The organism is Actinoplanes sp. NPDC089786 (genome assembly GCF_040684855.1).
Classification (GTDB): domain Bacteria; phylum Actinomycetota; class Actinomycetes; order Mycobacteriales; family Micromonosporaceae; genus Actinoplanes.
The window spans coordinates 75,288-99,369 of the sequence record NZ_JBFBGU010000002.1; the positions used below are offsets into that span (position 1 = coordinate 75,288).

Below are 24,082 nucleotides of genomic sequence, written 5' to 3' on the forward strand. Positions count from 1 at the left end.
CGATGCGGCTCCGGAGGAACCTGACCACGCTGTCGTTCCTGGCCCCGATGCTGATCGGCATCGCCGTGTTCTTCCTCTACCCGCTGGTGTCCGCGGTCTACTTCTCGTTCACGAAGTTCGACCTGCTGTCGGTGCCCGAGTGGGTCGGGCTGGACAACTACCAGAAGATGGCCGACGACCCGTTCCTGCTCCAGTCCGTACGCAACACGCTCTGGATGGTGTTGATCTTCGTGCCGCTGCGGATCATCAGCGCGATCGGGCTGTCCATGTTGCTGGCGCGGCTCAAGCGGGGTGCGGGCTTCTTCCGTACGGTGTTCTACCTGCCCGCCCTGGCCCCGCCGGTGGCCGCCACCATCGCGTTCGTCTACCTGCTCAAGCCCGGCACCGGGCCGGTGAACACGTTCCTGGAACACATCGGGATCGACGGCCCGCTGTGGTTCAACTCCCCCGCCTGGGCCAAGCCGTCGCTGGTGCTGCTGGGCCTGTGGGGCATCGGCGACATCATGGTCATCTTCCTGGCCGCGGTGCTCGGCGTGCCGGAGAGCCTGTACGAGGCGGCGGCGCTGGACGGGGCCAACGCGTGGCACCGGTTCCGCTACGTCACGCTGCCGACGATCCGGCCGGTGTTCTTGTTCGCGGCGGTCACCGGCGTCATCTACACGCTGCAGTACTTCGACCAGGCGGCGGTGGCCGGCGCGATCGCCAGCGGCAGCGCCACCACCGGCGGCGGCCTCTCGTCGACGCTCGGCTATCCGGAGGGCTCCACGTTCACCTATCCGCTGTGGCTCTACACGGTGGGCTTCCAGTACGGCGCCCTGGGCTACGCGAACGCGATGGCCATCGCCCTGTTTGTGGTGGCGCTCGGCGTAACGGTCTTCCTGCTGCGCCGATCGAAAGCCTTCGCGGGAGAGGAGATGGCGTGACCGTCGTCGCGGAACGGCCGCCGGTGCTGCCGACAACCAAGGAGCATCGACGGGTACGCAGGCAGAACCGGCTGGCGTGGGTCGCCCGGCACAGCATCGCGATCGCCCTGTCGATCATGTTCCTGGCGCCGGTGGTCTACCTGATCCTGCTCTCGCTGATGACCAGCAGCCAGGCGCTGACCAGCGACTACTGGCCGAACACGTGGCACCCGGAGAACTACCTGCGGGTGTTCCAGGTGACCCCGCTGCCGCACTATCTGCTGAACACGGTCATCTACGCGGTCGCGGCCACCGCCTTCATGCTGATCTCGAGCATCCCGGCGGCGTACGCGCTGGCCAAGCTGAGGTTCCGCGGCCGCAACGCGCTGTTCCTGACGGTCATCTGCGTGATGATGCTGCCGCCGCAGGTGGTGACCGTCCCGCTCTACCTGATGTGGGCGCGGTACGGCCTGACCGGCACGCTCTGGCCGCTGATCGTCCCGATGCTGTTCGGCGACGCGTTCAGCATCTTCCTGCTGCGCCAGTTCCTTCTCACCATCCCGGCGGAGTACCTGGACGCGGCCCGGGTGGACGGTTGTGGCGAGTGGCGGGTGCTGCTGCGCGTGGTGCTGCCGATGGCCCGGCCGGGGATCGCGGCGGCCGGCCTGTTCCAGTTCTTCTACGCCTGGAACGACTACTACGGCCCGCTGCTCTACACCAGCGAGAACGAGAACGCCTGGACGCTGTCGCTGGGGCTGGCGTCGTTCCACAGCGTGCACCACGTGGACTGGAACCTGGTGACCGCGGCCACAGTGTTGACCATGGCGCCCATCATCATCGTGTTCTTCTTCGCGCAGCGGGCGTTCGTCCAAGGAGTGACCTTGACCGGAGTGAAGGGCTGACCGCAGTGAAGGGACCAACTCAGTGAGGATCGCCGTCGTGGGTGGCGGGTCGACGTACACGCCGGAGCTGGTCGACGGCTTCGCCCGGCTCGGGTCGATGGTGTCCGAGCTGGTGCTGATCGACCCGGCCGCCGACCGCCTGGAGGTGGTCGGAAAGTTCGCGCGGCGGATCTTCCGGCAGCACGGGCACCCCGGCCGGGTGGTCTGGACCAGCGACCTGGACGCGGGCGTGACCGACGCCGACGCCGCGGTGATCCAGCTGCGGGTCGGCGGGCAGGCGGCCCGGATCAGCGACGAGACGTTCCCGCTGTCCTGCGGGTGTGTCGGCCAGGAGACCACCGGCGCGGGCGGGCTGGCCAAGGCGTTGCGTACGGTGCCCGTGGTGCTCGACGTGGCCGAGCGCATCCGGCGGCGGGCCCGGCCGGGGGCCTGGATCGTCGACTTCACCAACCCGGTCGGCATCGTCACCCGGGCCCTGCTCGACGCCGGCCACCGGGCGGTCGGCCTGTGCAACGTGGCCATCGGGTTCCAGCGGCGCTTCGCCGGGCTGCTCGGCGTACCCCCGGAGAAGGTTCTGCTCGATCACGTCGGCCTCAACCATCTGACCTGGGAACGAGCCGCCCACGTGGACGGCGTCGACCGGCTGCCGCAGCTGCTCGCCCAGCGCCTGCCCGAGCTGGCGGCCGAGGTGGAGATCGACGAGGAGGTGCTGCGGACGCTGAACAACGTGCCGTCGTACTACCTGAGCTACTACTACCACCACGACCGGGTGGTGCGGGCGTCGCGGGACGCGCCGACCCGGGGCGAGCGGGTGGCCGAGATCGAGGCGACGCTGCTGGCGATGTACCGGGACCCGGCGCTGGTGGAGAAGCCGGCGCTGCTCGGCGAGCGCGGCGGCGCGTACTACTCGGAGGCGGCGGTCGGCCTGCTCGCCGCCCTGCACGGGCACGACCCCGACGGGGTGCACTCGGTGAACGTACGCAACGACGGGTTCTTCCCGTTCCTGCCCGACCGGGCGGTCATCGAGGTGTCGGCGCGGGTCGGGCCGGACGGCTTCACACCGCTGCCGACCGGCGCGGTCCCGCCCGGGATGGCCGGGCTCATCAGCCACGTCTCCGGGTACGAGGACCTCGCGCTCCAGGCGGCCCTGCGCGGCGGCCAGCACCGGGTCTATCGGTCGCTGCTGGCGCACCCGCTGGTCGCCCAGCACGAGATCGCCGACGCGCTCACCGACAAGCTCATCGCGGCCGGGCGCCGGCACCTGGCCTGGGCTCGATGAGTGAGACCTTCCTCGCGGCCGACGGGGGCAATTCCAAGACCGACGTCGTGCTGGGTACGGCGGACGGACAGATCCTCGGCCGGGTCCGCGGGCCGAGCATCTCCCCGCATGTGGTGGGCCTGCCCCGGGCCATGGACACCCTCGGTGACCTGATCGTCTCGCTGACCGGCGGAACCCCGGTCGACGTGATCGCCGCCTACCTGGCCGGCGCCGACCTGCCCGCCGAGGTTCTTCTCCTCGAGGAGGCGGTCGCCGCCCGGAACTGGGCCACCCGGTCGATCGTGGACAACGACTGCTTCGCGCTGATGCGGGCGGGGACATCGTTGCCCGACGCGGTGGCCGTGGTCTGCGGCGCCGGCACCAACTGTGTGGGCCGGGCGGCGGACGGCCGGACCGCCCGGTTCCCGGCCCTCGGCCCGATCTCCGGCGACTGGGGCGGCGGCCACGACCTGGCCGAACACACGCTGCGGCTGGCCGTCCGCGGCGAGGACGGCCGGGGCGACCCGACGGACCTGTCCGCGGCCGTGGCGGCCCACTTCGACCGGCCCACCGTCGAGGCGGTGAGCATCGCTCTGCACCTGGGCGAGCTGCCGATGACCGCGATCCACGAGCTGTCCCCGCTGCTGTTCGAGGTGGCCGCCACCGGCGACGAGGTGGCCGGTGGCCTCGTCCGCCGCCAGGCCGGGGAGATCCTGGCCCAGCACCGGGTGGCGGCCGGGCGGCTCGGGCTGCTCGACGCCCCGCACGCCCTGGTGCTGGGTGGCGGCGTGCTCCAGGCCCGGCACCCGCAACTGCACGACCAGGTCGTGGCGGGCGCCCGGGCCCAGGCGCCCCGGGTGGAGATCAGCGTGCTGGAGTCCCCGCCGGTGGTCGGCGCGGCGCTGCTCGCGGTCGACGCGCTCGGCACCGCGGCGGCCGCCGAACCGCTCCTGCGATCGCAATTTCTGTCCGATCGGCTCTGGTGACCATGCGGGTGCTTCGCTTTCCTGTACGGCATGGGGGAAAAGTTCAGAAAAACCGCAGTCGCGGCCATCGCGGGATTTTCCGCGCTCGCCGTGGCTATGCCGACCGCTGCGGTGGCCAAGCAGGCTGAACCGGCCACGCCGCACGTGATCGGCATCGATCCACTGTCCTACGACGACCCGGCAGCCATCCAGGCCGTCTACGCCCCACCGGCCCGGTCCGCCCGTGCGGCCGATCCGACCGCCGACGCCCGGTGCGGGAACCCCGCACCGGCCGCGGTGCCGGACGGCCAGCCGATCGTGGTCCAGATGCCGCCTGCCCCCGCGTTCACCGTCGGAAAGATCAACAACTCGACGTGGCGCAATCCGCCGGTCAGCGACCCGACCTGGCGGATGAACTACGAGGGTCTGATGTGGATGAAGCCGCTCGCACGGCGGGCCGCCCAGGACGGGCAGCTCAAGTCGCTGAACGCACTCGTGCTGCAGGCGATCGCCTTCCACCGCTACAACCCCGACCCGGGCACCAACGCGTACGGCTGGGACGAGGGCACCGCGCTGCGCAGGCTGGAGACGCTCAACTGTCTCTACGCCCTCACCCGTAACGACAACCTCCGGATCAGCATGGACATGAATGCCGCCGTGCTGCTCGGAAAGCGTTACTACGGCCCGCCGAACTACCCGGTGCACAACCACGGCCTGATGGCCAACCTGCAGTTGCTCCGGGCCGCCGAGATCCTCGGTGGCCGCACGGGCTGGCGAAGCGTGGCGATCACCCGGATCGTCAACGATGCTCCGCAGGCGTTCTCCAGGGAGGGGATCTCCTACGAGCAGTCGTCGGCCTACCAGGGCGGCAACGCGAGCCTGTGGGAGCAGGCCGCCGTCGCGCTGGAGAACACCTCGGGCCAGGCGGCCAACGCGCGGAAGATCCGCGCCACGGTCGACATGGCCTGGCGTAACTACAGCTTCATGACCGAGCCCGACGGGAAGATCTCCCAGGTCGGCGATTCGGACGAGATCAACGGGCGTCCGCTCGACCTGAAGTCGAACCGCGGGCTGGTCGACCCGCAGACCGGCTGGGCGATCGGCCGGTGGAGCTGGACCGACAAGAACTCGCCGCACTACACCATCCGCTTCGGCCCGGCGCGTCGCGCGCACGGGCACGAGGACCGGGCGGGCGGCGTGACCTGGTCGATCAAGGGGGTACGGGTGCTGGTCGGCCCGGGCCGCTACAGCTACGACAAGGACAACATGTACTCGCGCTACCAGACCCGCCCGGACGGACAGAACGTCGCGGTCCCGAACGGCGGCACGGTCAAGGGGGGTACCTCCACCCTGACCGCGAAGTACGCGGCCACCAGCCACGTCTTCACGGTCAGCGACACGGTGTACGGCCTCCGGCACAGCCGCGGGGTCACCGCCAACTCGGACTCGCCCCGGCTGGTCGTCTCCGACCAGTTCACCGGCGCGTCCAAGTGGCGGCAGCACTGGCACCTCGACCCGGACTGGGTGAAGTCATCCGGTTCGGTCGGCGGCGGCACGATGGTCTTCCGGCACCCGCCGACCGGGCGGATGCTGACCATCACCACCACCGGCACCATCGTCAGCGCACTGCGCGGCAGCAACGACACACGCGGCCCGTACGGCTGGCACTTCCCGAAGTTCCAGACGCGGGAGCCGGCCTGGCAACTCATGGTCGACAACAGGTCGACCTGGACCGTCACCACGTTCCGGGTCAGCTGACCGCACGTTCCCTCGTCCGCAGGTAGCGGGCAACGGCCGGGTCGTCGCTCAACGCGGCGGCCCGGCCGTACGCCGGCCTGGCCTCGGCCTTCCTCCCGGCGCGGGCGAGCAGGTCGGCGCGGGTCGCGTGGTACGGCTGGAAGTCCTCGGCGGCGACCTCGTCGAGCAGGGCCAGACCGGCGTCCGGGCCGTCGATCCGGCCGGTGACCGCGGCCAGCGCCACCCGGCTGCCGAGACTGGGCTCGATCAGGTTCAACGCCGTGTAGAGGATGCGCAGGGCCGGCCAGTCGGTGCGGCCGGTGCGGGCGCGGTCGCAGTGCACCGCCTGGATGGCCGCCTCCAGCTGGAACCGGCCCGGTGTGGCGGCCTTCTGGGCGCGGGCCAGGTAGGACTCGCCCTCGGCGATCATCTCGGCGTTCCAGCTCGCCGGATCCTGCTCGTCCAGCGGCACAAAAACGGCGCCTTCGCCGCCGGGTGGAGAGAAAGAACGTTCGTTCTTTCTCGACAGCGACAGCGTGACCAGGGCGGCCAGCCCCCAGGCCTCCGGCTCCTCGCCCAGCAGCGCCGCGAGCGTGACCGCCAGGTATTGCGCCTCGTCACACCGGTCGATCGCATAGGCGCCGTAGACCGCCTCCAGCACCGGCGGCAGGCGCTCCGGCATCGCCTGCCGGTCGGGCACCACGAACGGGATGCGCGCGTCCTTGATCTTGCGTTTGGCCCGGACCAGGCGTTGCGCCATGGCCTTCGGCGGGACGGCCAGCGCCGTGGCGATCCGCGCCGCCTCGAAGCCCAGCACGGTCTGGAGCATCAGCGGGGTGCGGATCGCGGCGTCGATGCCGGGGTGGGCGCAGACGAAGAGCAGGCCGAGCCGCTGGTCCGGGATCGCGTCGGGGTCGAGGGCGTCGAACGGGGCGTACGCGTCGGCGCCGGTGTCCGCGGCCGCCTCCAGCGGGGCGCTGGTGCGGTGGGCGGCGGACTTCCAGATGTCGCGCAGGCGGTTGCGGGCCACGGTGAGCAGCCACCCTTCGGGGTTGTCGGGCACACCCGCCTCGGGCCAGGTCGTGAGGGCACGCTCGAAGGCCGCGGCCAGGGCATCCTCGGCCAGGGCGAGATCGCCGGCGGGTGCGGCCAGGAGAGCCACGAGCCGGCCGTACGCGCCGCGGGCCACCCGCTCAGCCGCCCGGTTCGCCTGGTCCGCCGCGGCGGCGGCGGCCTTGTCCATGGCCGCCGGCCGCACCGCGTCGGGTGTCACTTGTTGGGATGCCACGTGCCGTCGACGACGTGGACCGCGCCGGGGCGGATCTCGACCGTGCCCCAGGCAACCGGAGGCGCCTGCTTGGCGTAGCCGATCGCGGCGTCCAGGTCGGGCACGTCGATCACGAAGGTGCCGCCGAGCTGTTCCTTCGTGTCGGCGTACGGGCCGTCCTGGATCTTGACCTGACCATCGACCGTGGTGACCGTGGTCGAGTTGGCCGACGGCTGGAGCACCTCGCCGGAGATCAGCACGCCGGCCTGGTGGAGGGTGGACGCGTAGCTGGCGAACGCGCGCCGGCCCTCGGCCAGCATCTCCTCGCCCAGCTCGGACGGGGACATCTCGGCGTAGTGCAGAAGCAGCGTGTAACGCATGGTCGTGATCCTCTCACCTCGGTGTTCGCCTACACCGTGATGACGAGTGACCCCGGGCCCGATCGACACCTGGTCAGGACAGAAGCCACGACAGCTTGTTGATCTTGAACGGTCGGGCCGCGGCCGGCGTCGCGCCCGCCTTGAGGATGCGGCCGCTGTAGCGGAACCAGGTGACCCGGCCGTCGGGGCCGCGGTCGAAGTCGGCCCGGAAGAACGTGTCGGCGCCGGACGGCTCCAGGATCCGCACGTAATCGCGGCGGTAGAACTCGAGGATCGCCAGCACCTGGCCCTCGACCCGCATGCTGAGCCGGCCGGCGTCGGGCACCAGATCGACGACCGTGCTCAGGAAGTTGCCGTCGAGGTCGGTCTGGGTGATCGTGTACGGGCCCGCGTACGGCGCGAGCTGGGCCGGCGTCAGCACCCGGGGCCGGGCCGGCAGGTTGTGCAGGCCGGCGAAGCGCGACAGTGCCCAGTCGTCGCCGTACAGCTCGGCGATCAGGCCGGGACCGCCCTCGGAGTTGGTCAGCACGGTCAGCGCCATGTCGCGGGCCGGAACCATGAGGAAGCCGGAGTGCTGGCCGGCCCAGTCGCCGCCGTGCTCGATCACCTTCGGGCCCTCGGCGGTCGGCCGGATCTGCCAGGTCACGCCCATGCCGTCGAGTTCGACCAGCAGCGTGCCGCCGGGGCCGGGCCGGGTCTGCATCTCGCGCAGCCCTCGCCGGCTGAGCAGCCGGCCGCCGTCGCCCAGGTGAAACTTGGCCCAGGCCAGCTGGTCGTGGGCGCTGGAGATCAGGCCGCCGGCGGCGTGCACCGACCGCGGCATGGCGAACGCCTCGGGCGACGCGACCAGCTCGCCGGTCGCCGGGTCGGGCACGTGCGACATGGCGACCTCGGCCCGCGGGATCTCGTCGAGGAAGAAGGCGCTGTGGCGCAGCCGCAGCGGGCGCAGGAGCAGGTCGCGCACCACGTCCTCGTACGTGCGGCCGGTCTTGACCTCGAGGATCCGCCCGGCCACCGAGATCGCGGCGTTGTTGTAGGCGAACGTCCGGCCCGGCGGGTTGAGCTGGGGCGTCACCGTCATCGACGCGACGAACCGGGCCAGCGCGTCGTCACCGGGGCCGGTGTCCTTGAAGTAGTCGCCCAGCCAGCCGGGGCTGTGGTTGAGCAGCTGGCGGAGGGTCACCCGGGCGGACTGCGCCGGGTCGGCGGTGCGGAAGGCCGGGAGATAGCTCTTCACCGTACGGTCGAGATCGAGCTTTCCGGCCTCGACCAGGCGCATGATCGCCGTACCGGTGAAGGTCTTGGTCGTCGACGCGACCCGGAAGACCGTATCGGCGTCGACCGGGCGCGGATCGGACAGATTCGTCACGCCGAAGCCGCGGTGGTAGTCGCGCCCGCGATAGCGCAGCGCGTAGGAGACGCCGGGGATGTCGTACCGCTCCATCGCGGCCCGGATCTTGTCGTCGAGCTCGCCGACCGCCCGCGGGACGGCGGGCCGGGTCGTGGGCAGCGTGGTGATCAGGGCCCCGGCGGCGCCGGCGCGAAGGAGATTGCGGCGGGTAACGGACATCGATGCACCCCCGTGGTCGACCGGAGACCCACCCTACGCCCGATTTGTGATCATGGGGCACCGCGATCCAGCGGCGTACGTCAACATGTATGCCCATGCGCGTCGTTGTCGTCCCGGCCCCGATCGTGGCGAGCGGCCACGGGGTTCCGCGCGTCTGCTGCCGGCACGGCGAGCCCGCCACCGAACATCACGACCTCACGTTCCGCTCGCGGGTGCCGTTCTGGCTGCTCCTGCTGACCCTGTTCATCGGGCTGCCGGCGCTGATCATCGCGGTGCTGATCCAGCGCAAGGTGCCTACGCCGGCCTGGCCGTTCTGCCCCCGCTGCGTCCGGTCGCTGACCGTCCGGCGGATCGTGATCGTGGCCGTCTTCGTGACCCTGCTGCTGTGTGCGGCCCTCAGCGTGATCGGCTGGGTCAGCACCCGCGACGAGCGGCCGGGTGCCTTCGTCGCCGGGTTCGTGTTCAGCGTGCTGCTGCTCATCTTCGCGGTCCAGGGCATCACGCTGGCCACCCCGAGCCGGGTCGCCAACGGGTACGTCGCCGAGAACGGGATGACGGTCGAGTTCCGCAACCCCGACCCTGACTTCCTCCGGCAGATCGTCGCGGCCAAGGCGGAGTTCCAGCACTACCTGCGGTCCGTCGGCCCGCAGCCGATGGCCCCGGCGCCGCCGCCCTTCTGACCTCCGAGGGCGGCGGCGGACAGAGAGCTAGCCGGCCAGGGCGGCGGCGACCATGCCGGGCTGGTACGAGCCGCCCTTCTGGTGTGTGATCACGGCCAGGCGGTTGGCCGCGTTGACCAGCGCCACCGTGCAGACCAGCGCGGCCACCTGCGGCCTCGTCAGCAACGCCACAGCAACGGGGTCTCCGCGCCCGCTCCGGTGGCTTGGCGGCCGACGATGACCCGGCCGTCGGCGCTCACCCCGGCCGCCTCGTCGGTGTCCCGGCGCTCGGTCAGATGGGGCAGCTCGCGCGCCTTGCCACCGACCAGGATCGACGCGTCACGGTACGGCGGCGCGGACCCGGCCGCGGCCGAGGTGCCGACCAGCGTCCCGGTCGTGGTGACGGCGGCCGGCTTGATCGCGGTCACCGGCTCGACCCGGTCGCGGGCCAGGTTCCAGACGACCGGGCGGTCACCGGGCCCGCTGGTGCCGACCACCCAGCCGCCGGCCAGGCCGAGAACGCCGCCCTCGGACCCCCCGCTCAGAGCGGGCAACGGCCGGCCGGCCTTGAAGGCGCTGTCCCACACGTACGGACGGGAGTCGGCGAACCCGACCACGACGCCGGCCTCGGAGATTGCCGTCGCCCCGGCCACGCCCGGCGCGCTCAGCGAGTGCACCGCTTCCGGCCGCCCGGCCGGCCACATCACCGCGTGGGAGATGTCACCGGGCCGGTTCACCACGCCGACCATGTCGCCGCGGCCGTTCACCCCGTTCGCCGTCGCGCCCTCGCCATCGTCGGCCAGGTTCACCACCTTCCCGCCGACGTAGGCCCAGGCGTGCAGCCGATGATCACGGGTCACGCCGCCGACCACCACGCCGGTCGAGCTGACCGCGAGCGGGGTCGGCGCGAACCCGGGCACGTCCAGCACCCGCAGCCTGCCGTTGTCCCAGAGCAGCGCCTTGCCCTGTTCCCCGGTCTCCTCCGAGCCGGCCACCGCGCCCACGGCGTACCGCCCGGACGGGTCGACCGCGAGCGCGCCGCCCTGGGTCTCGCCCGGCGGGAGCGGAAGCGCGGACACCCGACACGACAACCCCGGGGGCGCGCCGAGCGACGGTGGAGCGGGCTTCTCGCGGGTGCCGGCCATGACGCCGACGGCCACCGCGAGCGTGGTGAACGCGGCGGTGCCCGCGACGGCCACGGTCCGGCGGACCCGCACACGGCGCCGGCCGGTGGCCATGGCCCGGCCGAGGTCGACGTCGAGCGGGGGAACCGGCCGCTCGCGCAGCGGGGCGAAGATCTCGTCAGTGTTCATGTCAGCTCCTCAGAATCGGCTGGTCGGCATCCATCAGCCGGCGCATCGTGGCGAGCCCGCGCGAGGTCTGACTCTTGACCGTGCCCTCGCCGCAGCCCAGCATCGCGGCCACCTCACCGACCGGCAGGTCGTAGAGGAAGCGCAGCACCAGCACGGCGCGCTGCCGGGGTGGCAGCCGGCGCAGCGCGGCGACCAGGATCGGGCGGTCGTCGTCGGCCCGCTCGGGCGCCGGCGTCTCGGGCACCGTCGCGCCCAGCCGGATCCGCGACCACGGCCGCCGTCGCTCGGCCAGGAACTGCCGGAGCAACATCTTGTGCACGTACGCGTCGACGTGCTCGACGCCCCGCACCCTGGGCCACCGCTCGTAGAGCCGGACCAGGGTGCCCTGCACCAGGTCGGAGGCGTGATGCACGTCCCCGCACAACGTGTAGGCCAGGCGTTTCAGCCGCTCCATGCCGGCCATCGCATAGTCGACGTACTCGCGTTCCCACTCGGCGCGCATCGGCTCCCCTTTCGCTCGCCGTATGGGTAATGCGCCGGATCGCCGGACGGTTGCCTGACATCCTCAGTGGATTCTCGCTCCTACTGTGGGTGCATGCCTGACCGCTGGGAGCCGCGGAAGTTTCAATGGGGGCTACGCCAAGGAATCCTGTTCCTCGCGATCTGCCTCGTCATGATGATCGTCGCCGTCCTGTGCTTGTTCGGGATCCCCTTCCCTACGTAGGTGGTCCGTTGTTCGTACTGAGTGGAGTGGGCTGATCGTAAGACCGGGCTGACCGGGGGACGGACAGACAGGAGCCCGGCGCGGCCGCATCCTGAACCGACGGAGACAGGAGGCCGACGATGTCCGTGCCACCCGGAGTGCGGCTGTGGCCCGAGCACTGGGCGGTGCAGGCCGACCTCGAGGCCGATCGGGTCCAGCACCGGCTCAACGTCGCGACCGCCCGCGAGCTCACGCCGGCCGAGACCGAGGCCCAGGCCGCCGTCGAACACCATGTGACCGAGGCGCGCACGGCCTGCCGTTCGCGCGGCCGGTTCGGCAACCGTGGCCTGCTCAACCAGTGGCGCGGCACCTCGGTCGAACGCGCCTACCTGCACCTGCACACGGCGAAGATCTTCCTGGTCGAGGTGCTGCCGGAGCCCGAGTTCACCGCGCTCATCCCCGAGGTGTCGACCCGGCTGGGCCAGGCGCTCGACCGCAACGACCCGCGCCGGGTCGAGGGTGAGCGGGCGCTGCAGACCACGACCGGGCCCGCGCGCCGGGCCGCGGTGAAACAGGCCATGGAGATCGCGTACGACGCGTCCGACGAGGAATACACCCGGCTGCGCGACTTCCGGAACATCATCGTGCTCGCCGCCGCCGCGATCACCCTGCTGACCGGCCTGCTGATCTTCTTCGTGGCGCGGACCCCGGACGCCATCCCGATGTGCTTCGACCCGGCCGTCACCGGGCCGCCCGACCCCGGGTCGACCGCGGCGGCCGTCGCCCCGAACGTGTGCCCGCGCGGCGCCCCGCGCGCTCCGAGCGGCGACGACATCCTGATCATCGCCGGGCTGGGCGCGCTCGGCGGGGCGCTCGGCGCGCTGCTCGCCATCCGGCGGCTGCGCGGCACCTCCACCCCGTACTCGGTCTCCACCGCCCTGGCCGTCCTCAAGGTCCCGTCCGGCGCGCTCAGCGCCATCATCGGCATGGTCCTGCTGGCCGGCGGCTTCGTGCCCGGTCTGACCAACCTGGACAGCCAGCGGCAGATCCTGGCCTACGCGCTGCTCTTCGGCATCGCCCAGCACCTGGTCACCCGGGTCGCCGACAACCGGGCGCAGCAGCTGATGGACAACATCCCCAGCAAGGACCCGGAGGCGAAGTCGGCCGAGCCACCGGTCGTGATGCCGCCGGTGCAGACCACGCCCCCGGAAGTGCCGGCCGCGCCCGAGCCCGCGCCGGAGGCGGCCCCGGTCGAGGCCGATGATCAGTTCCTGCCCGCGCACGAGGTGGACGGGCTGGTCGACGAGCTCAAGGCCGACGACGAGGAGCTCGAGGTCGAGGCCTTCCCGCTGCGGCCCGAGGAGCCCGACGAGTTCCCGGACGACGACGGCGATCCCGAGGTCGGCGACGAGGAACGCGCCGAGACCGGAACCGACAAGGGGGTGGGCTGAGATGGCCCGGACCGCGGTGGACGTCCTCCGGATCGCGCGATCGCAGATCGGCTACCAGGAGGGGCACAACAACGACAACAAGTACGGCCGGGCGTACGGCATGAATCATGTCTTCTGGTGTCAGCAGTTCGTCTGGTGGGTGTTCCGCCAGGCCGGGGCCGGTGGCGAGATGCCCAAGACGGCCGTGACGCGCGTGGCGTACCCCTGGTACCGGCGGCACCGCGGTCTGGTCCGGGTGCGCGACGCGAAGCCCGGCGACGTGGTGTGGTTCGACTTCAGCGGCAAACTCAAGCCGGTCTCGCACGTCGGCATCGTGGAGAAGAACCTCGGCGGCGGGCGGCTGCAGACCATCGAGGGCAACACCAACGGCAAGGGGTCGCGCTCCGGCGGTGGCGTGCTGCGCAAGGTGCGCTCCGGCCGCATCGTGGCGATCGGCCGGCCCCGCTACGGCACCGTCGCGGCCACCAGGAAGCCCGCGCCCGGGTCGGCCGACCTGCGCTACCCCGGCCACTCGATCGGCCGTGGCAGCCGCGAGCGCGGGCCGGTGCGCTGGATCCAGGCCCGGCTCAACATGTGGGCCGGCAAGCCGCGGCTGACCGTGGACGGCGAGTTCGGTCCGCTCACCGAGAAGGTGCTCAAGGAGTTCCAGATCCGGCGCGGGCTCAAGGGTCTAGGCGTGGCCGGCCCGAAGACCTGGCCGCTCCTCAACGCGATCCGGTAGCCACCAGGCCGCCGCGGCCTCGGCCGGCACCGGGCGCGAGTAGAGGAAACCCTGCGCGTGCCGGTAGCCCAGGCTCCACAGCAGCTCCGCCTGCTCCGGCGTCTCCACGCCCTCGGCCACCAACCCGAGCTGGAGCACCTCGGCGATCTGGCTGACCGCGGTGGCCACCGCGGCCTGCCGGGTGGCCGTGGTGACCTGCTCGACGAACGACCGGTCCAGCTTCAGCGTGGACACCGGGCAGGTCAGCAACAGGCTGAGCGAGGACGCCGCGGTGCCGAAGTCGTCCAGCGCGATGCTGACGCCCATCGCCCGCAGCCGGTGCAGCGCCGCGATCGACTCGTCGTCGTCGACGACCACCGTCTCGGTGACCTCGACGGTCAGCGAACGCGGGGCCAGGCCGGCGTCGGCCAGCGCGCCGGCCACGTCCGCCGGGAACGACGGGGTCCGCAGCTGCTCGGCCGCCACGTTCACGTTGACGGTCAGCTCGGCCGCCGCGGGGTACTGGCGCTGCCAGGAGGCCGCCTGGCGGCACGCCTCGCGGAGCACCCAGAGGCCGATCGGCACGATCAGCCCGGTGCGCTCGGCCATCGGGATGAACTCGCCCGGCGACACCCGGCCGCGCACGGGGTGCTGCCACCGGACCAGCGCCTCGACACCGGTCACCCGGCCGGTGTCGATCAGCACCACCGGCTGGTACTCGACCACGAACTCGCCGGCCCGCACGGCCCGCCGGAGGTCTTGGGCCAGCTCGGCGTCCCGGCCGATCCGGGTGCCCATGTCGGCGCTGTACAGCACCACGGTGCCCTTGCCGCGGTCCTTCGCCTCGTACATCGCGATGTCCGCGTTGCGCAGCAGCAGCGCGGCCGGGGCGCCGGGCTCGGACACGGCCAGCCCGATGCTGGCCTTCGTGGCGATCGGGTGCTGCTCGATCTCGACCGGGTCGGCCAGCCGGTCGATCACCCGCCGGGCCAGCGCGTCGGCCTCGGCCGGGGTGGTGCCCGGCAGCAGCACCGCGAACTCGTCGCCGCCCAGCCGGGCCACCACGTCGCTCCCCCGGGTCATCTCGCGCAGCCGCTCCGCCACCGTGGTCAGCAGCACGTCGCCGGCGGCATGACCCAGGGTGTCGTTGACGGTCTTGAAGTCGTCCAGGTCGATCAGCATCAGCATCGGCGGCGGGCCCGGCGCGGCCAGCGCGTCGTCCAGCAGCTCGCCGAAGTGGGACCGGTTGGCCAGCCGGGTCAGCCCGTCGTAGCTGGCCTGCTCCCACAGCCGCGCCTCCTGCACGCGCAGCTCGGCCAGGGCGCCGTCCAGCCGCCGGATCAGCGAGGCGTTCTCGTGGAAGGCGACCAGCTGCCGCGCGGCCACCAGCACGGTGATCGCGGCCAGCCCGATCGCCGCCACCCACAGTCTTACCGACTGGTCGGTAGCCAGCAGCCGGAAGAACGCGGCCAGGATCAGGACCACCACGAAGTACGGGAGGATGCTGTACGGCTTGCGCTTGCGCTGGGCCCGGGCGGCGTGGATCGGGATCTGCAGCTCCTGCACGCGTGGGCCGAGCGCGACGAGCAGGGACGGCAGCAGGCGTACGGCCCACACGTACCCGTCGGCCACCCCATCCGCCCCGACCGGCAGGAACGACCCGGCCCCCTGGATGAGCGCCGCGCCGATCATCGTCCAGGCCGCGGCCCGGGTCATCGGCGGATGCGCGGCGAGCGCCACCCGGGTCGACGCGAACGCGGCCAGCAGCACCAGCGAGACCGAGACGCTGGTGTTGACCACGTCATCGGCCCCGGCCACGCCGAAACACCAGGCCAGCACGGCGCTGCAGATCAGCACCGTGGTCGCGTCGAGCCAGTAGACGAGTTGCTCACGCCGGGTCCGCCGGCCCTGCGGGAAGAGCAGGCAGGCGATCACCGTCGCGCTCATGCCGACCGCGAAGCAGCCGGTCTGCACCGCGTTGCCGGTCAGCGAGGCCGAGCCGGGCACGATCCAGGCGCAGACGCTCTGGTACGTGTCACCGATGGTGTACGCCAGCCCGCTGAACGCCAGCACCCGCCAGAACCGGCGGAACCGGGCCGCGGACGCCTGGCCGGCCCGCCAGGCCAGCAGGCCGAACGCGGCGTCCAGCGGCACCTGGAACATCCAGAACACCTGGCCCAGGCGCACCTGGTCACCGTCCAGCCCCAGCAGCAACAGACCGCCGGCGCACCAGAACACCAGCAGGCCCCGCACGACCGGATCGCGCAGCGGCGAGCGCGTGGACCTCACGAAGACTCGATCGGCAGGCGCCCGCGCGGTCTGACGGTTTCCATCCCACGGTCTTGCGATCCAGCCGGTATGGCCGCCCGGTATCGATGATCTTCGTTGGATTGATACGGTCGGGCTCCCCCGACCCTCTGGAGGAACCATGCTGCTACGCAGACTCGCGGCAACACTCCTCGCCGCCGTGTTCGTCACCGCCGGCCTACAGGTCGCCGGCGGATCCCCCGCATCGGCCGCGCCCCGCGTCCTGTACTACGACGCGTCCCAGGCCCAGGAGTTCGTCGCCGCCGTCAACCAGGGCGCCCAGATCTGGAACAGCCGGGCCACCAACGTCCGGCTGGAGCCCGTCCCCGCCGGGCGGACCCCCAACATCCGGGTGTACGCCGACAACGGCTGGCCGCGCACCTACACCACGTCGCTCGGCAACGGCCGCTGGTACATGGGCCGCGAGGCGGTCGACGACGGCTACTACGTGCCGCGCATCGCCGCCCACGAGTTCGGCCACATCCTCGGCCTGCCCGACCGGCGTACCGGCCTGTGCGCCGACCTGATGTCGGGCAGCAGCGCCCCCGTCTCGTGCACCAACCCGAACCCCAACACCCAGGAGACGGCCCAGGTCAACGCCAACTTCCGCACCCTCGCCACGGTTCCCGCGCGAACCTACGTCTGGGCCGGCTAGCCGGCGCGGCGGTCAGAGCTCCTCGCCGGAGACGAGCCAGAATCCCGGTAGCGTCCGGTTGTGGAGATTGACTTCTCGGATCCGGAGTTCATCCGGGACCCGTATCCGGCCCTGCGGCAGCTACCCGCGCTGAGCTGGCATGAGGGCACCGGCCGGTGGCTGGCGGCCCGGCACGCGACGGCCGACGCGGTGCTGCGCGACCGGAAGCTCGGGCGGCTGTGGCGCGATCGGGAGCCGGCCGACGTCTACGAGCCGTTCAACCTGCTGCACCGCAACCAGATGATGGAGAACGAGCCGCCCGTGCACACCCGGCTGCGCTCCCTCGTGGCGTCGGCGTTCGGGCGGGGTCACGTGGCCCGGCTCCGGCCCGCGGTCGCGACCACGGCGGCCGAGCTGCTGAACGCGGCCGGCGACGAGTTCGACCTGCTGGCCGACGTGGCCGAGCCGCTGGCCGTCACGGTCATCGCCGAGCTGCTCGGGGTGCCCGAGGCCGACCGGCACCGCCTGCGGCCGTGGTCGGCGGCGATCGTGCGCATGTACGAGGTCGAGCGCAACCCCGAGGTGGAGTCCGCGGCGCTCACCGCCTGCCAGGAGTTCGCCGACTACCTGCGTCGCCTGGCCGCGAAGCGCGAAACCGCGCCGCACGACGACCTGATCTCCCATCTGGTCGCCGTGCCCGACCTCACCGGCGACGAGCTGGTGGCCTCGGCCATCCTGCTGCTCAACGCCGGCCACGAGGCGTCGGTCAACGCCTTCGGCGGCGGCGTGGTGGCCCTGCTGCGGCACCCGGACCAGCTGGCCCGCTTGCGCGCCGACCGCACGCTGCTGCCGGCGGCGGCCGAGGAGATGATCCGCTACGACCCGCCGCTGCACATGTTCATCCGCACGGCGGCGGCCGAGGTCCGGCTCGGCGACGTGACGATCCCCGCGGGCGGCGAGGTCGCGGCGCTGCTGGGCGCGGCCAACCGCGACCCCGCGGTGTTCGCCGACCCCGACAGGTTCGACGCCGGCCGTACCCCCAACCCGCATCTGGGTTTCGGCGCCGGGCTGCACTTCTGCCTGGGCGCTCCGCTGGCCCGCATCGAACTCCAGGCCGGCCTGTCCGCTCTGCTCGACCACGCCCCCGAGCTCGCCCTGGCCGCCGAGCCGATCCAGCGCCCGACCTTCGTCCTCCGCGCCTACACGGCCGTCCCGATCACCACGCGGTCAACGCCCACTGCTCGAAGCTCCGGGCCGGACGGCCGAGAACAGCCGCGACATCGTCGGTGACCACGGCGTTGCCCCCGTCGCGGACGAAGCGGACGCCCGCCGCCACCGGTTCCGGCAGGGCCGCCGGGTCGAGGTCGACCGTCGCGATCGCCCGGTCCAGCACCTTGCCGATCACCGCGACCTGCGACGGCACCGTGATCAGCTCCGGGCCGGTCAGCGTGTACGTCCGCCCGGCGTGCCCGTCCTCGGTGAGAACGACCGCCGCCACCTCGGCCACGTCGGCGGGGTCGACGACACCCTGCGCGCCGTCGCCGAACGGGTTGGGAATCGCCTCGCCGGCCCGGATCGCCGGCGCCCAGGCCAGCGTGTTGGACGCGAAGGTGGACGGGCGCAGGATCGTCCAGTCCGCGAAGCCGTCCCGCAGCGCCTGCTCGCCCGGCCGGTGCCAGGCGCTGGTGAGGGTGGCCGGGTCGTCGGCCGCGATCGCCGACAGCTTCACCACCCGGCGCACTCCGGCCGCCGCCCGCAGCACGGCCGGCTCCCGCGCCGCCGTCTCCGGCCCGGGCGGCGACAGCAGGAACAGCGCGTCCACCCCCGCGAACAGCGCCGGATCGGGCCGGTCCAGGTCACCGGACACCACCTCGTCCGCCTCGATCCGGGCGGCGGCCGGGTCCCGGGTCATCGCCCGCACCCGCACGCCCCGCTCACGCAGCTCCGCGACGAGCCGCCGCCCGATGGTGCCCGTGGCACCGGTAACAAGAATCATGACCGCCACTGTCGCGCCGCCACCGGCCCGGAGGATTGGAGAAACCGGAAGCGGCCGCCGCCGGCCCGCCCCGCTACGGTGGTGGCGTGAGCGATCTGACCCGGATGGTGGAGTCGTCCGAGCTGCTGTCCGGCGACGGTGTGCACCCGCCCGACGTGGCCGCCACGCTCATCTACGGCCTGGGCGACGGCTGCGAGAACGTGCTCGTGGTGACCGGCCCGCGCAGCCGCGCCCGCTACCACCCGGCCTCCGCCCCGGGCGCCTGCCTGCGCCTGCGGATCCGCCCCGGGCACGCACGCCGGCTGCTCGGCGTCCCGCTGACCGAGCTCGCCGACCGCCCGGTGCTGGCCACCGACCTGTGGGGCCGGGCCGCCGGGCGCCTCATCGACGATGTCGCCGCCCTGGCCGGCACGCGGCGACCCGGGCCGCCCACCCGGCCCACGGCGCTCGACGCCGCCCTCGGCGAGCTGGCGGCGGGCCGTCCGGTCGGGGCGGCGGCCGACCGGCTCGGCGTCGGCGAGCGTCAGCTCCGCAACGTCTTCGCCCAGGAGGTCGGGCTGTCACCGAAGCAGGTGGCCCGAGTGGTCCGGCTGCGGCGGGTGCTCGGTCACCGGGGCCGGGACTGGGCCACGGTGGCGGACGAGGCCGGCTTCTTCGACCAGGCTCATCTGATCTCGGACTTCCGCTCGCTGATGGGCGTCTCACCGGGCCGGTACGCGGCCGGCCGGCTCCCGTCGCCCGCACCCTGCGCGATGAGCATGCGTAGCGCAGTCTGAAACCAGCCTGGGGTTGGCCGCCGCCTCGCGGGAAACATGGCGTTCATACGACAACGCCAATGGAGGCGACGATGCCAGCCAATCGAGCGGTGGTCTATCAGGGGCCGGGACAGGTCGAGGTCCGGGACATCGACTACCCGACGTACGAGATGAGGGACGGTCCCGGCGTCAACAAGGAGAACATCGGCCGCCGGGTGCCGCACGGGGCGATCCTGAAGACCGTGGCCAGCAACATCTGCGGCAGCGACCAGCACATGGTGCGCGGGCGCACAACCGCGCCGGAAGGTCTTGTGCTCGGGCATGAGATCACCGGGGAGATCGTCGACGTCGGGCCGGACGTCGAGTTCGCGAAGGTCGGCGACATCTGCTCGGTGCCGTTCAACATCGCGTGTGGACGGTGCCGCAACTGCAAGGAGGGCAAGACCGGGATCTGCCTGAACGTGAACCCGGACCGGCCGGGCTCGGCGTACGGCTACGTCGACATGGGCGGCTGGGTCGGCGGCCAGGCCGAGTACGTGCTGGTCCCGTACGCGGACTGGAACCTGCTCCGGTTCCCCGACCGCGACCAGGCCCTGGAGAAGATCCTCGACCTGGCCATGCTGACCGACATCTTCCCGACCGGCTACCACGGTTGTGTGAGCGCCGGCGTGACCACCGGCTCCACGGTGTACGTGGCCGGCGCGGGCCCGGTGGGCCTGGCCGCGGCGAGCTCGGCCTGGCTGCTCGGCGCGGCGGTGGTGATCGTCGGCGACCTCAACGAGGAGCGGCTGGCGCAGGCCCGGAGCTTCGGGTGCGAGACGGTCGACGTGTCCAAGGGCGACCCGGTCGATCAGGTGCGCCAGATCCTCGGCAAGGCGGCGCCGGCGATCGGCGAGCCGCTGGTCGACTCCGCGGTCGACGCGGTCGGCTTCGAGGCGCGCGGGCACGGCGAGGACGCGGCGACCGAGCAGCCCGCGACGGTGCTGAACTCGCTGATGGAGGTCACCCGGGCCGGCGGCGCGGTCGGCATTCCGGGGCTGTACGTCACCGGCGACCCGGGCGGGGTGGACGACGCGGCCAAGGTCGGCTCGCTGTCGCTGCGGCTGGGCCTGGGCTGGGCCAAGTCGCTGTCGTTCGTCACCGGCCAGTGCCCGGTGATGCGCTACAACCGGAACCTGATGATGGCGATCCTGCACGACCGGGTGCAGATCGCGAAGAACGTCAACGCGACGGCCATCCCCCTGGACCAGGCCCCGCAGGGCTACCAGGACTTCGATCAGGGCGCCGCGAAGAAGTACGTGCTCGACCCGCACGGCATGGTCCGAACCTAGGGCGCGGCGACCGGGGTGCGGTGGCGGCCGTCCCCGGAACGGCGGTCCCGGTTCGAGGTCTTCTCCGCGTACATCTCGCCGACGGCAGCCCGCACAGCGCGGCGAAAGCCGGTACGAGCGGGGCGGGCACGCGTCTCATGAAATGCTGTTCGCCCCCCGCGCGGTAGACCTAAGAACTTTGGGCGCAACAGGCGTCCCGCCCCGAGACAACCCAGTGCGGGTCATGCCACCAGTGCGGGTCGTCGACGCGCCGCACGGGCGCCGGAACGGACTTTTCGGTCAGAGGGGCGGAAGCGAAGGGCTCGATGAGCGACGGCACGTCGTGCAGCACGCCGTTCGCCACCACCGCGCGGACGTCGGCGGCCGCCTCGATGTCGGTGAGCGGATCACCGTTGAGAATCGTCAGGTCGGCGTAGTAGCCGGGCGCGATCCGGCCGAGCGGCTCGGCCAGGAACTCCCCCGCGGCCCGGGTCGCGGTGGTCAGCGCCTCGTGCGTGGTCATCCCGTAGCGGACCATCGCGCGGAGGTTGAGGTGGGTGCTGATCCCGTTGGACGCGATCGGCGAGTCGGTCCCGTTGACCACGTGACCTCCCGCCCGGATCAGCTCGGTCAGGTGGGCGACCTGGCGGGCCAGGTTCTGCCGGGCCGGCGTCTGGTCGGTGACCCGGCCGGCCGCGATCTGGGCCTGCAGGGCGGTGTACTCCCACGGCGGGTAGAGCGCCCGCACCCGCGGGTCGGTGGCCAGCGCGTCGTCCTCGATCAGCAGGACGGCCGCGTTGAACAGGGTCGGGGTGAGCCGGGCGCCGGCCGCCACGAACAGCTGCCGCACCTCGGGGTAGGCCGCGCCCAGCGTGGTGACGGTCCGCGAGTAGCCGAAGCGGCTCGTCGCGCCCACGTGCTCCATCTGGTCGCCGCCGAAGTTCAGCGCCGGGTAGTGGTAGTGCGAGGTGGCGGGGACGCCGTGCCGGTGGGCCCAGTCGATCACCCGCTTCTGCCAGACCGGTGGGAGCCGTACGTACGCCTTCATCAGGTCGTAGTCCAGGGCGCCGGCGCGTTCCAGCTCGAGCGCGAGCTGCGCCGGGTCGAACGTCGGCCGCATGAAGTTGTAGTAGATGCGGGGCCCGTCGACCGCCTCGCCGGTGCCGAAGTACCGTGGCCCGAGCCGCGCGCCGGACTGGATCGATTCCCGCTCCTCGACCATGTGGTAGGCCGGGCTGCCCGGCGACCGCGTGGTGGTGACGCCCAGCGACAGCCAGAGCCGGCCCTGCCGGGCGCCGTACGAGTAGCCCTGCATCTCCCGGTGGTGGTGCATGTCGATCAGCCCGGGGATGACCACCGCGTCACGGCCGTCGATCAGCCGGCCGTCGAGCCCCTCCCGCCAGGGCGTCACCTCGACGACGCGGTGCCCCTCGACGACCACGGCCACGTCCTGGTCCAGCCGGCGTGACGTACCGTCCCAGAGGCGGCCGGCGCGGATCACCGTACGGCCCCGGGATTGTGAATTGGTCCAGGTCAGCGGCATCGGCACGGGAGCGGGGCGGCCGCCCGACGCGGACACCCGCCGGAACGTGCCGTTGTGCAGGTAGATCAGCCCGCGTGAGTCGGCCGTCCACACCGGCGCGTCGGTGACCTCGCTGGTGATTTGCCGCGCCGGCCCGGCGAAGGTGCCGTCCGGCCGCACCGGTACCACCCAGAGGACGCTGGCCACCACGAACGCCAGATGGGTTCCGTCCGGCGACCACACCGGCCCGTCGTCGCCGCGGGTCTGGATCGACCGGGCGGGCAGCGGGTCGACGTACCGCCCGGCGCCGGTGGCCACGTCGACCAGCAGGATCTTGCTCAGCCCCTCGCGGTACCGGGCCGAGTACGGCACGATCGCGGCCAGCGCGATGGTCCGGCCGTCGGCCGACCAGGTCGGCTTGCCCGGCTCGAAGGTCGCGGTGAACAGCGGCCGCGTCGTGCCGGTGGCCACCTCGACCGTCCACAGCGCGCCGGTCTGGTCGAGGAACGCGAGCCACCGGCTGTCCCGTGACCAGGTGCCGGAGACCGCGGCCGCGTTCGGCCGGCGGGTGAGCTGCCGGTCCTCCCCCGTGGCCAGGTCACGCAGCCAGATGTCGAGCTTGCCGCCGCGGTCGGTGGAGTACGACAGGTATCTCCCGTCCGGCGAGAACGCCGGGTCGCTCTTCCACCACTGGTCGCGGGTCAGCGGCCGGGGCGGCCGGCCGATCGGCATCAGGTAGATGTCGTTCAGCGCGCGGAACGCCAGCGTGGTCCCGTCGGCCGAGAGCGCGGGGCTGCCGATGCCGCGGACGGGCCGGGGCCGGGGCGAGTCGAAGTCGCGCTGCCGGCGGCGGTAGCTGGGCCGGGTGACGCTCAGCGGCGCCACGAAGCCGATGCGGCCACCCGCGGAACGCCGGATCTCGCCGTCGGCCGTGTAGAGGAACTCGGTCGCGGATCTCCAGGACACCCGGAACGGGAAGACGTCCCGCCCGGTCACCACGGGCGTGGTGCCGCGCCACAGCTCGCTGACGCCGAGGCCGCTGACGTTGTGGGTCAGGTCGCGGCCGTCCGGGGTCCATTCCGGGGCGTGGATGATGCGGCCGGTCGGCACGGTCACGGCGGTTTCGCGTACGCCGGAAGCGAGGGTCACCACGTCGATGCGGGTGTTGTCCACCACGAACGCGACCTTCGAGCCGTCCGGCGACCAGGCCGGCTCGTACTCCTGCCCCGGCCCCTCGACCAGTGGCGTGAGCGTGCCGTCGCCCGGGTCGAGCAGGTGCAGCCCGTAGCTGCCGCCGCGGTCGCTGGAGACGACCAGCCGGCGCCCGTCCGGGGCCCAGCGGGGCTCGCGGTAGTCGTACGGCCCCTCGGTGAGCCGGCGCAGCCCACCGCCGTCCGGCCGGATGATCCAGATGCCGAAGGACCCCTCGCGGTACGACTGGAAGGCGATCGTGCGGCTGTCCGGCGACCAGTCGGGCTGTGCGATGTCGAAGAGGTCACCGGTGAGCCGGCGGGCCGGGCCGCCCGACGACGGCAGCACCCAGAGCACCCCGACCAGGTCGATCGCGATCAACCGCCGGTCCGGCGAGAGTCGCGCGCTGAAGTCGGTCCCGGTGCCCGCTTCGATCCGCCGTCCGGCGGAGACGGCCGCGGCCGGATCGGCGACCACCACCCCGGCGGCGGTCGTGGCGGCCACACCGGCCAGAAGGTTCCGTCGGCTGATCGGCATGTATCCGACATTAGTGTGAGCGG

Annotated in this window: 21 protein-coding genes; 12 read left to right on the forward strand and 9 right to left on the reverse strand. The window is 72.2% G+C overall.

Annotation, left to right across the window (positions count from 1 at the left end; genetic code table 11):
• Window positions 1–2: 2 nt before the first annotated feature.
• From AB0O15_RS11195 to AB0O15_RS11215, 5 genes are read left to right on the forward strand one after another with little or no spacing between them, the layout of a single operon-like run.
• A complete protein-coding gene (locus AB0O15_RS11195) occupies window positions 3–923 on the forward strand; it encodes a sugar ABC transporter permease (protein WP_364317296.1) in 921 nt (306 codons plus the stop codon).
• Complete coding sequence (locus AB0O15_RS11200) at window positions 920–1,804, forward strand: carbohydrate ABC transporter permease (protein WP_364317297.1); 885 nt, start codon at window positions 920–922, stop codon at window positions 1,802–1,804. The genes AB0O15_RS11195 and AB0O15_RS11200 overlap by 4 nt, the downstream gene beginning before the upstream one ends.
• 22 nt (window positions 1,805–1,826) lie before the next feature.
• Window positions 1,827–3,083 carry a 6-phospho-beta-glucosidase gene (locus AB0O15_RS11205; RefSeq protein WP_364317299.1) on the forward strand — a complete coding sequence of 419 codons (1,257 nt, stop codon included), beginning with the start codon at window positions 1,827–1,829 and terminating at the stop codon, window positions 3,081–3,083.
• The gene (locus tag AB0O15_RS11210; protein ID WP_364317301.1) at window positions 3,080–4,048 is read left to right on the forward strand and encodes a BadF/BadG/BcrA/BcrD ATPase family protein; all 969 of its coding nucleotides are present in this window, start codon (window positions 3,080–3,082) and stop codon (window positions 4,046–4,048) included. Before AB0O15_RS11205 ends, AB0O15_RS11210 begins: the two co-directional genes overlap by 4 nt.
• A 30-nt stretch (window positions 4,049–4,078) precedes the next feature.
• The gene (locus tag AB0O15_RS11215) at window positions 4,079–5,785 is read left to right on the forward strand and encodes a hypothetical protein (protein ID WP_364317302.1); all 1,707 of its coding nucleotides are present in this window, start codon (window positions 4,079–4,081) and stop codon (window positions 5,783–5,785) included.
• On the opposite strand, the gene AB0O15_RS11220 is transcribed toward AB0O15_RS11215, so the two are convergent.
• The 3 genes from AB0O15_RS11220 to AB0O15_RS11230 form a co-directional block, all read right to left on the reverse strand.
• Window positions 5,778–7,037, reverse strand: coding sequence for a DUF6596 domain-containing protein (locus tag AB0O15_RS11220; RefSeq protein ID WP_364317304.1), 1,260 nt, complete (start codon window positions 7,035–7,037; stop codon window positions 5,778–5,780). The two genes, AB0O15_RS11215 and AB0O15_RS11220, sit on opposite strands and share 8 nt — an antisense overlap.
• Window positions 7,034–7,411 (reverse strand): YciI family protein, encoded by a 378-nt coding sequence (locus AB0O15_RS11225; RefSeq protein ID WP_364317306.1) that lies wholly within the window; start codon window positions 7,409–7,411, stop codon window positions 7,034–7,036. Before AB0O15_RS11225 ends, AB0O15_RS11220 begins: the two co-directional genes overlap by 4 nt.
• A gap of 73 nt (window positions 7,412–7,484) precedes the next feature.
• The gene (locus AB0O15_RS11230) at window positions 7,485–8,981 is read right to left on the reverse strand and encodes a serine hydrolase domain-containing protein (protein ID WP_364317307.1); all 1,497 of its coding nucleotides are present in this window, start codon (window positions 8,979–8,981) and stop codon (window positions 7,485–7,487) included.
• A gap of 95 nt (window positions 8,982–9,076) precedes the next feature.
• Here AB0O15_RS11230 and AB0O15_RS11235 point away from each other — a divergent pair, with 95 nt between their 5' ends.
• On the forward strand, window positions 9,077–9,661 hold the full coding sequence (locus tag AB0O15_RS11235; protein WP_364317309.1) for a hypothetical protein: 585 nt from the start codon (window positions 9,077–9,079) through the stop codon (window positions 9,659–9,661).
• Between the two features lie 27 nt (window positions 9,662–9,688).
• Here the strand turns inward: AB0O15_RS11235 and AB0O15_RS11240 are convergent, their stop codons facing one another.
• Genes AB0O15_RS11240 through AB0O15_RS11250 form a run of 3 tightly spaced genes read right to left on the reverse strand, consistent with a single transcriptional unit; the run spans window position 9,689 to window position 11,455 of the window.
• A complete protein-coding gene (locus tag AB0O15_RS11240; protein WP_364317311.1) occupies window positions 9,689–9,832 on the reverse strand; it encodes a hypothetical protein in 144 nt (47 codons plus the stop codon).
• Window positions 9,820–10,953 carry a hypothetical protein gene (locus AB0O15_RS11245; protein WP_364317312.1) on the reverse strand — a complete coding sequence of 378 codons (1,134 nt, stop codon included), beginning with the start codon at window positions 10,951–10,953 and terminating at the stop codon, window positions 9,820–9,822. Before AB0O15_RS11245 ends, AB0O15_RS11240 begins: the two co-directional genes overlap by 13 nt.
• A gap of 1 nt (window position 10,954) precedes the next feature.
• On the reverse strand, window positions 10,955–11,455 hold the full coding sequence (locus AB0O15_RS11250) for a SigE family RNA polymerase sigma factor (protein ID WP_364317313.1): 501 nt from the start codon (window positions 11,453–11,455) through the stop codon (window positions 10,955–10,957).
• A gap of 341 nt (window positions 11,456–11,796) precedes the next feature.
• On the opposite strand from AB0O15_RS11250, the gene AB0O15_RS11255 reads away from it, so the two are divergent.
• Both AB0O15_RS11255 and AB0O15_RS11260 read left to right on the forward strand, forming a co-directional pair.
• Entirely contained in the window at window positions 11,797–13,107 is a 1,311-nt protein-coding gene (locus AB0O15_RS11255) for a hypothetical protein (RefSeq protein ID WP_364317315.1), read from the forward strand.
• A gap of 1 nt (window position 13,108) precedes the next feature.
• Window positions 13,109–13,828 (forward strand): CHAP domain-containing protein, encoded by a 720-nt coding sequence (locus tag AB0O15_RS11260; RefSeq protein ID WP_364317317.1) that lies wholly within the window; start codon window positions 13,109–13,111, stop codon window positions 13,826–13,828.
• Here the strand turns inward: AB0O15_RS11260 and AB0O15_RS11265 are convergent.
• A complete protein-coding gene (locus AB0O15_RS11265) occupies window positions 13,778–16,096 on the reverse strand; it encodes an EAL domain-containing protein (RefSeq protein ID WP_364317319.1) in 2,319 nt (772 codons plus the stop codon). The two genes, AB0O15_RS11260 and AB0O15_RS11265, sit on opposite strands and share 51 nt — an antisense overlap.
• Before the next feature lie 139 nt (window positions 16,097–16,235).
• On the opposite strand from AB0O15_RS11265, the gene AB0O15_RS11270 reads away from it, so the two are divergent.
• Together AB0O15_RS11270 and AB0O15_RS11275 are read left to right on the forward strand one after the other, a co-directional pair.
• Window positions 16,236–16,769 carry a snapalysin family zinc-dependent metalloprotease gene (locus AB0O15_RS11270; protein WP_364317320.1) on the forward strand — a complete coding sequence of 178 codons (534 nt, stop codon included), beginning with the start codon at window positions 16,236–16,238 and terminating at the stop codon, window positions 16,767–16,769.
• A gap of 60 nt (window positions 16,770–16,829) precedes the next feature.
• Window positions 16,830–18,038 (forward strand): cytochrome P450, encoded by a 1,209-nt coding sequence (locus AB0O15_RS11275; protein WP_364317322.1) that lies wholly within the window; start codon window positions 16,830–16,832, stop codon window positions 18,036–18,038.
• Here the strand turns inward: AB0O15_RS11275 and AB0O15_RS11280 are convergent.
• Window positions 17,965–18,744, reverse strand: a complete 780-nt coding sequence (locus tag AB0O15_RS11280; RefSeq protein WP_364317323.1) for an NAD(P)H-binding protein — start codon at window positions 18,742–18,744, stop codon at window positions 17,965–17,967. The genes AB0O15_RS11275 and AB0O15_RS11280 overlap by 74 nt on opposite strands.
• 86 nt (window positions 18,745–18,830) lie before the next feature.
• Here AB0O15_RS11280 and AB0O15_RS11285 point away from each other — a divergent pair, with 86 nt between their 5' ends.
• Together AB0O15_RS11285 and fdhA are read left to right on the forward strand one after the other, a co-directional pair.
• Window positions 18,831–19,520 carry a helix-turn-helix domain-containing protein gene (locus AB0O15_RS11285; RefSeq protein WP_364317325.1) on the forward strand — a complete coding sequence of 230 codons (690 nt, stop codon included), beginning with the start codon at window positions 18,831–18,833 and terminating at the stop codon, window positions 19,518–19,520.
• Between the two features lie 71 nt (window positions 19,521–19,591).
• On the forward strand, window positions 19,592–20,830 hold the full coding sequence (fdhA, locus tag AB0O15_RS11290) for a formaldehyde dehydrogenase, glutathione-independent (protein WP_364317327.1): 1,239 nt from the start codon (window positions 19,592–19,594) through the stop codon (window positions 20,828–20,830).
• Between the two features lie 169 nt (window positions 20,831–20,999).
• Here the strand turns inward: fdhA and AB0O15_RS11295 are convergent, their stop codons facing one another.
• Window positions 21,000–24,059: an amidohydrolase family protein gene (locus AB0O15_RS11295; protein WP_364317329.1), complete on the reverse strand. Its 3,060-nt coding sequence runs from the start codon at window positions 24,057–24,059 to the stop codon at window positions 21,000–21,002.
• Between the last annotated feature and the right edge of the window lie 23 nt (window positions 24,060–24,082).

What these genes read in the sequence shown, in the direction of transcription:
- AB0O15_RS11295 (WP_364317329.1), bottom strand. Translation starts at nt 24,059, where the DNA reads ATGCCGATCAGCCGACGGAACCTTCTGGCCGGTGTGGCCGCCACGACC.
- AB0O15_RS11280 (WP_364317323.1), bottom strand. Translation starts at nt 18,744, where the DNA reads ATGATTCTTGTTACCGGTGCCACGGGCACCATCGGGCGGCGGCTCGTC.
- AB0O15_RS11270 (WP_364317320.1), top strand. Translation starts at nt 16,236, where the DNA reads ATGCTGCTACGCAGACTCGCGGCAACACTCCTCGCCGCCGTGTTCGTC.
- AB0O15_RS11215 (WP_364317302.1), top strand. Translation starts at nt 4,079, where the DNA reads ATGGGGGAAAAGTTCAGAAAAACCGCAGTCGCGGCCATCGCGGGATTT.
- AB0O15_RS11255 (WP_364317315.1), top strand. Translation starts at nt 11,797, where the DNA reads ATGTCCGTGCCACCCGGAGTGCGGCTGTGGCCCGAGCACTGGGCGGTG.
- fdhA (WP_364317327.1), top strand. Translation starts at nt 19,592, where the DNA reads ATGCCAGCCAATCGAGCGGTGGTCTATCAGGGGCCGGGACAGGTCGAG.
- AB0O15_RS11230 (WP_364317307.1), bottom strand. Translation starts at nt 8,981, where the DNA reads ATGTCCGTTACCCGCCGCAATCTCCTTCGCGCCGGCGCCGCCGGGGCC.
- AB0O15_RS11260 (WP_364317317.1), top strand. Translation starts at nt 13,109, where the DNA reads ATGGCCCGGACCGCGGTGGACGTCCTCCGGATCGCGCGATCGCAGATC.
- AB0O15_RS11245 (WP_364317312.1), bottom strand. Translation starts at nt 10,953, where the DNA reads ATGAACACTGACGAGATCTTCGCCCCGCTGCGCGAGCGGCCGGTTCCC.
- AB0O15_RS11235 (WP_364317309.1), top strand. Translation starts at nt 9,077, where the DNA reads ATGCGCGTCGTTGTCGTCCCGGCCCCGATCGTGGCGAGCGGCCACGGG.
- AB0O15_RS11225 (WP_364317306.1), bottom strand. Translation starts at nt 7,411, where the DNA reads ATGCGTTACACGCTGCTTCTGCACTACGCCGAGATGTCCCCGTCCGAG.
- AB0O15_RS11210 (WP_364317301.1), top strand. Translation starts at nt 3,080, where the DNA reads ATGAGTGAGACCTTCCTCGCGGCCGACGGGGGCAATTCCAAGACCGAC.
- AB0O15_RS11250 (WP_364317313.1), bottom strand. Translation starts at nt 11,455, where the DNA reads ATGCGCGCCGAGTGGGAACGCGAGTACGTCGACTATGCGATGGCCGGC.
- AB0O15_RS11195 (WP_364317296.1), top strand. Translation starts at nt 3, where the DNA reads ATGCGGCTCCGGAGGAACCTGACCACGCTGTCGTTCCTGGCCCCGATG.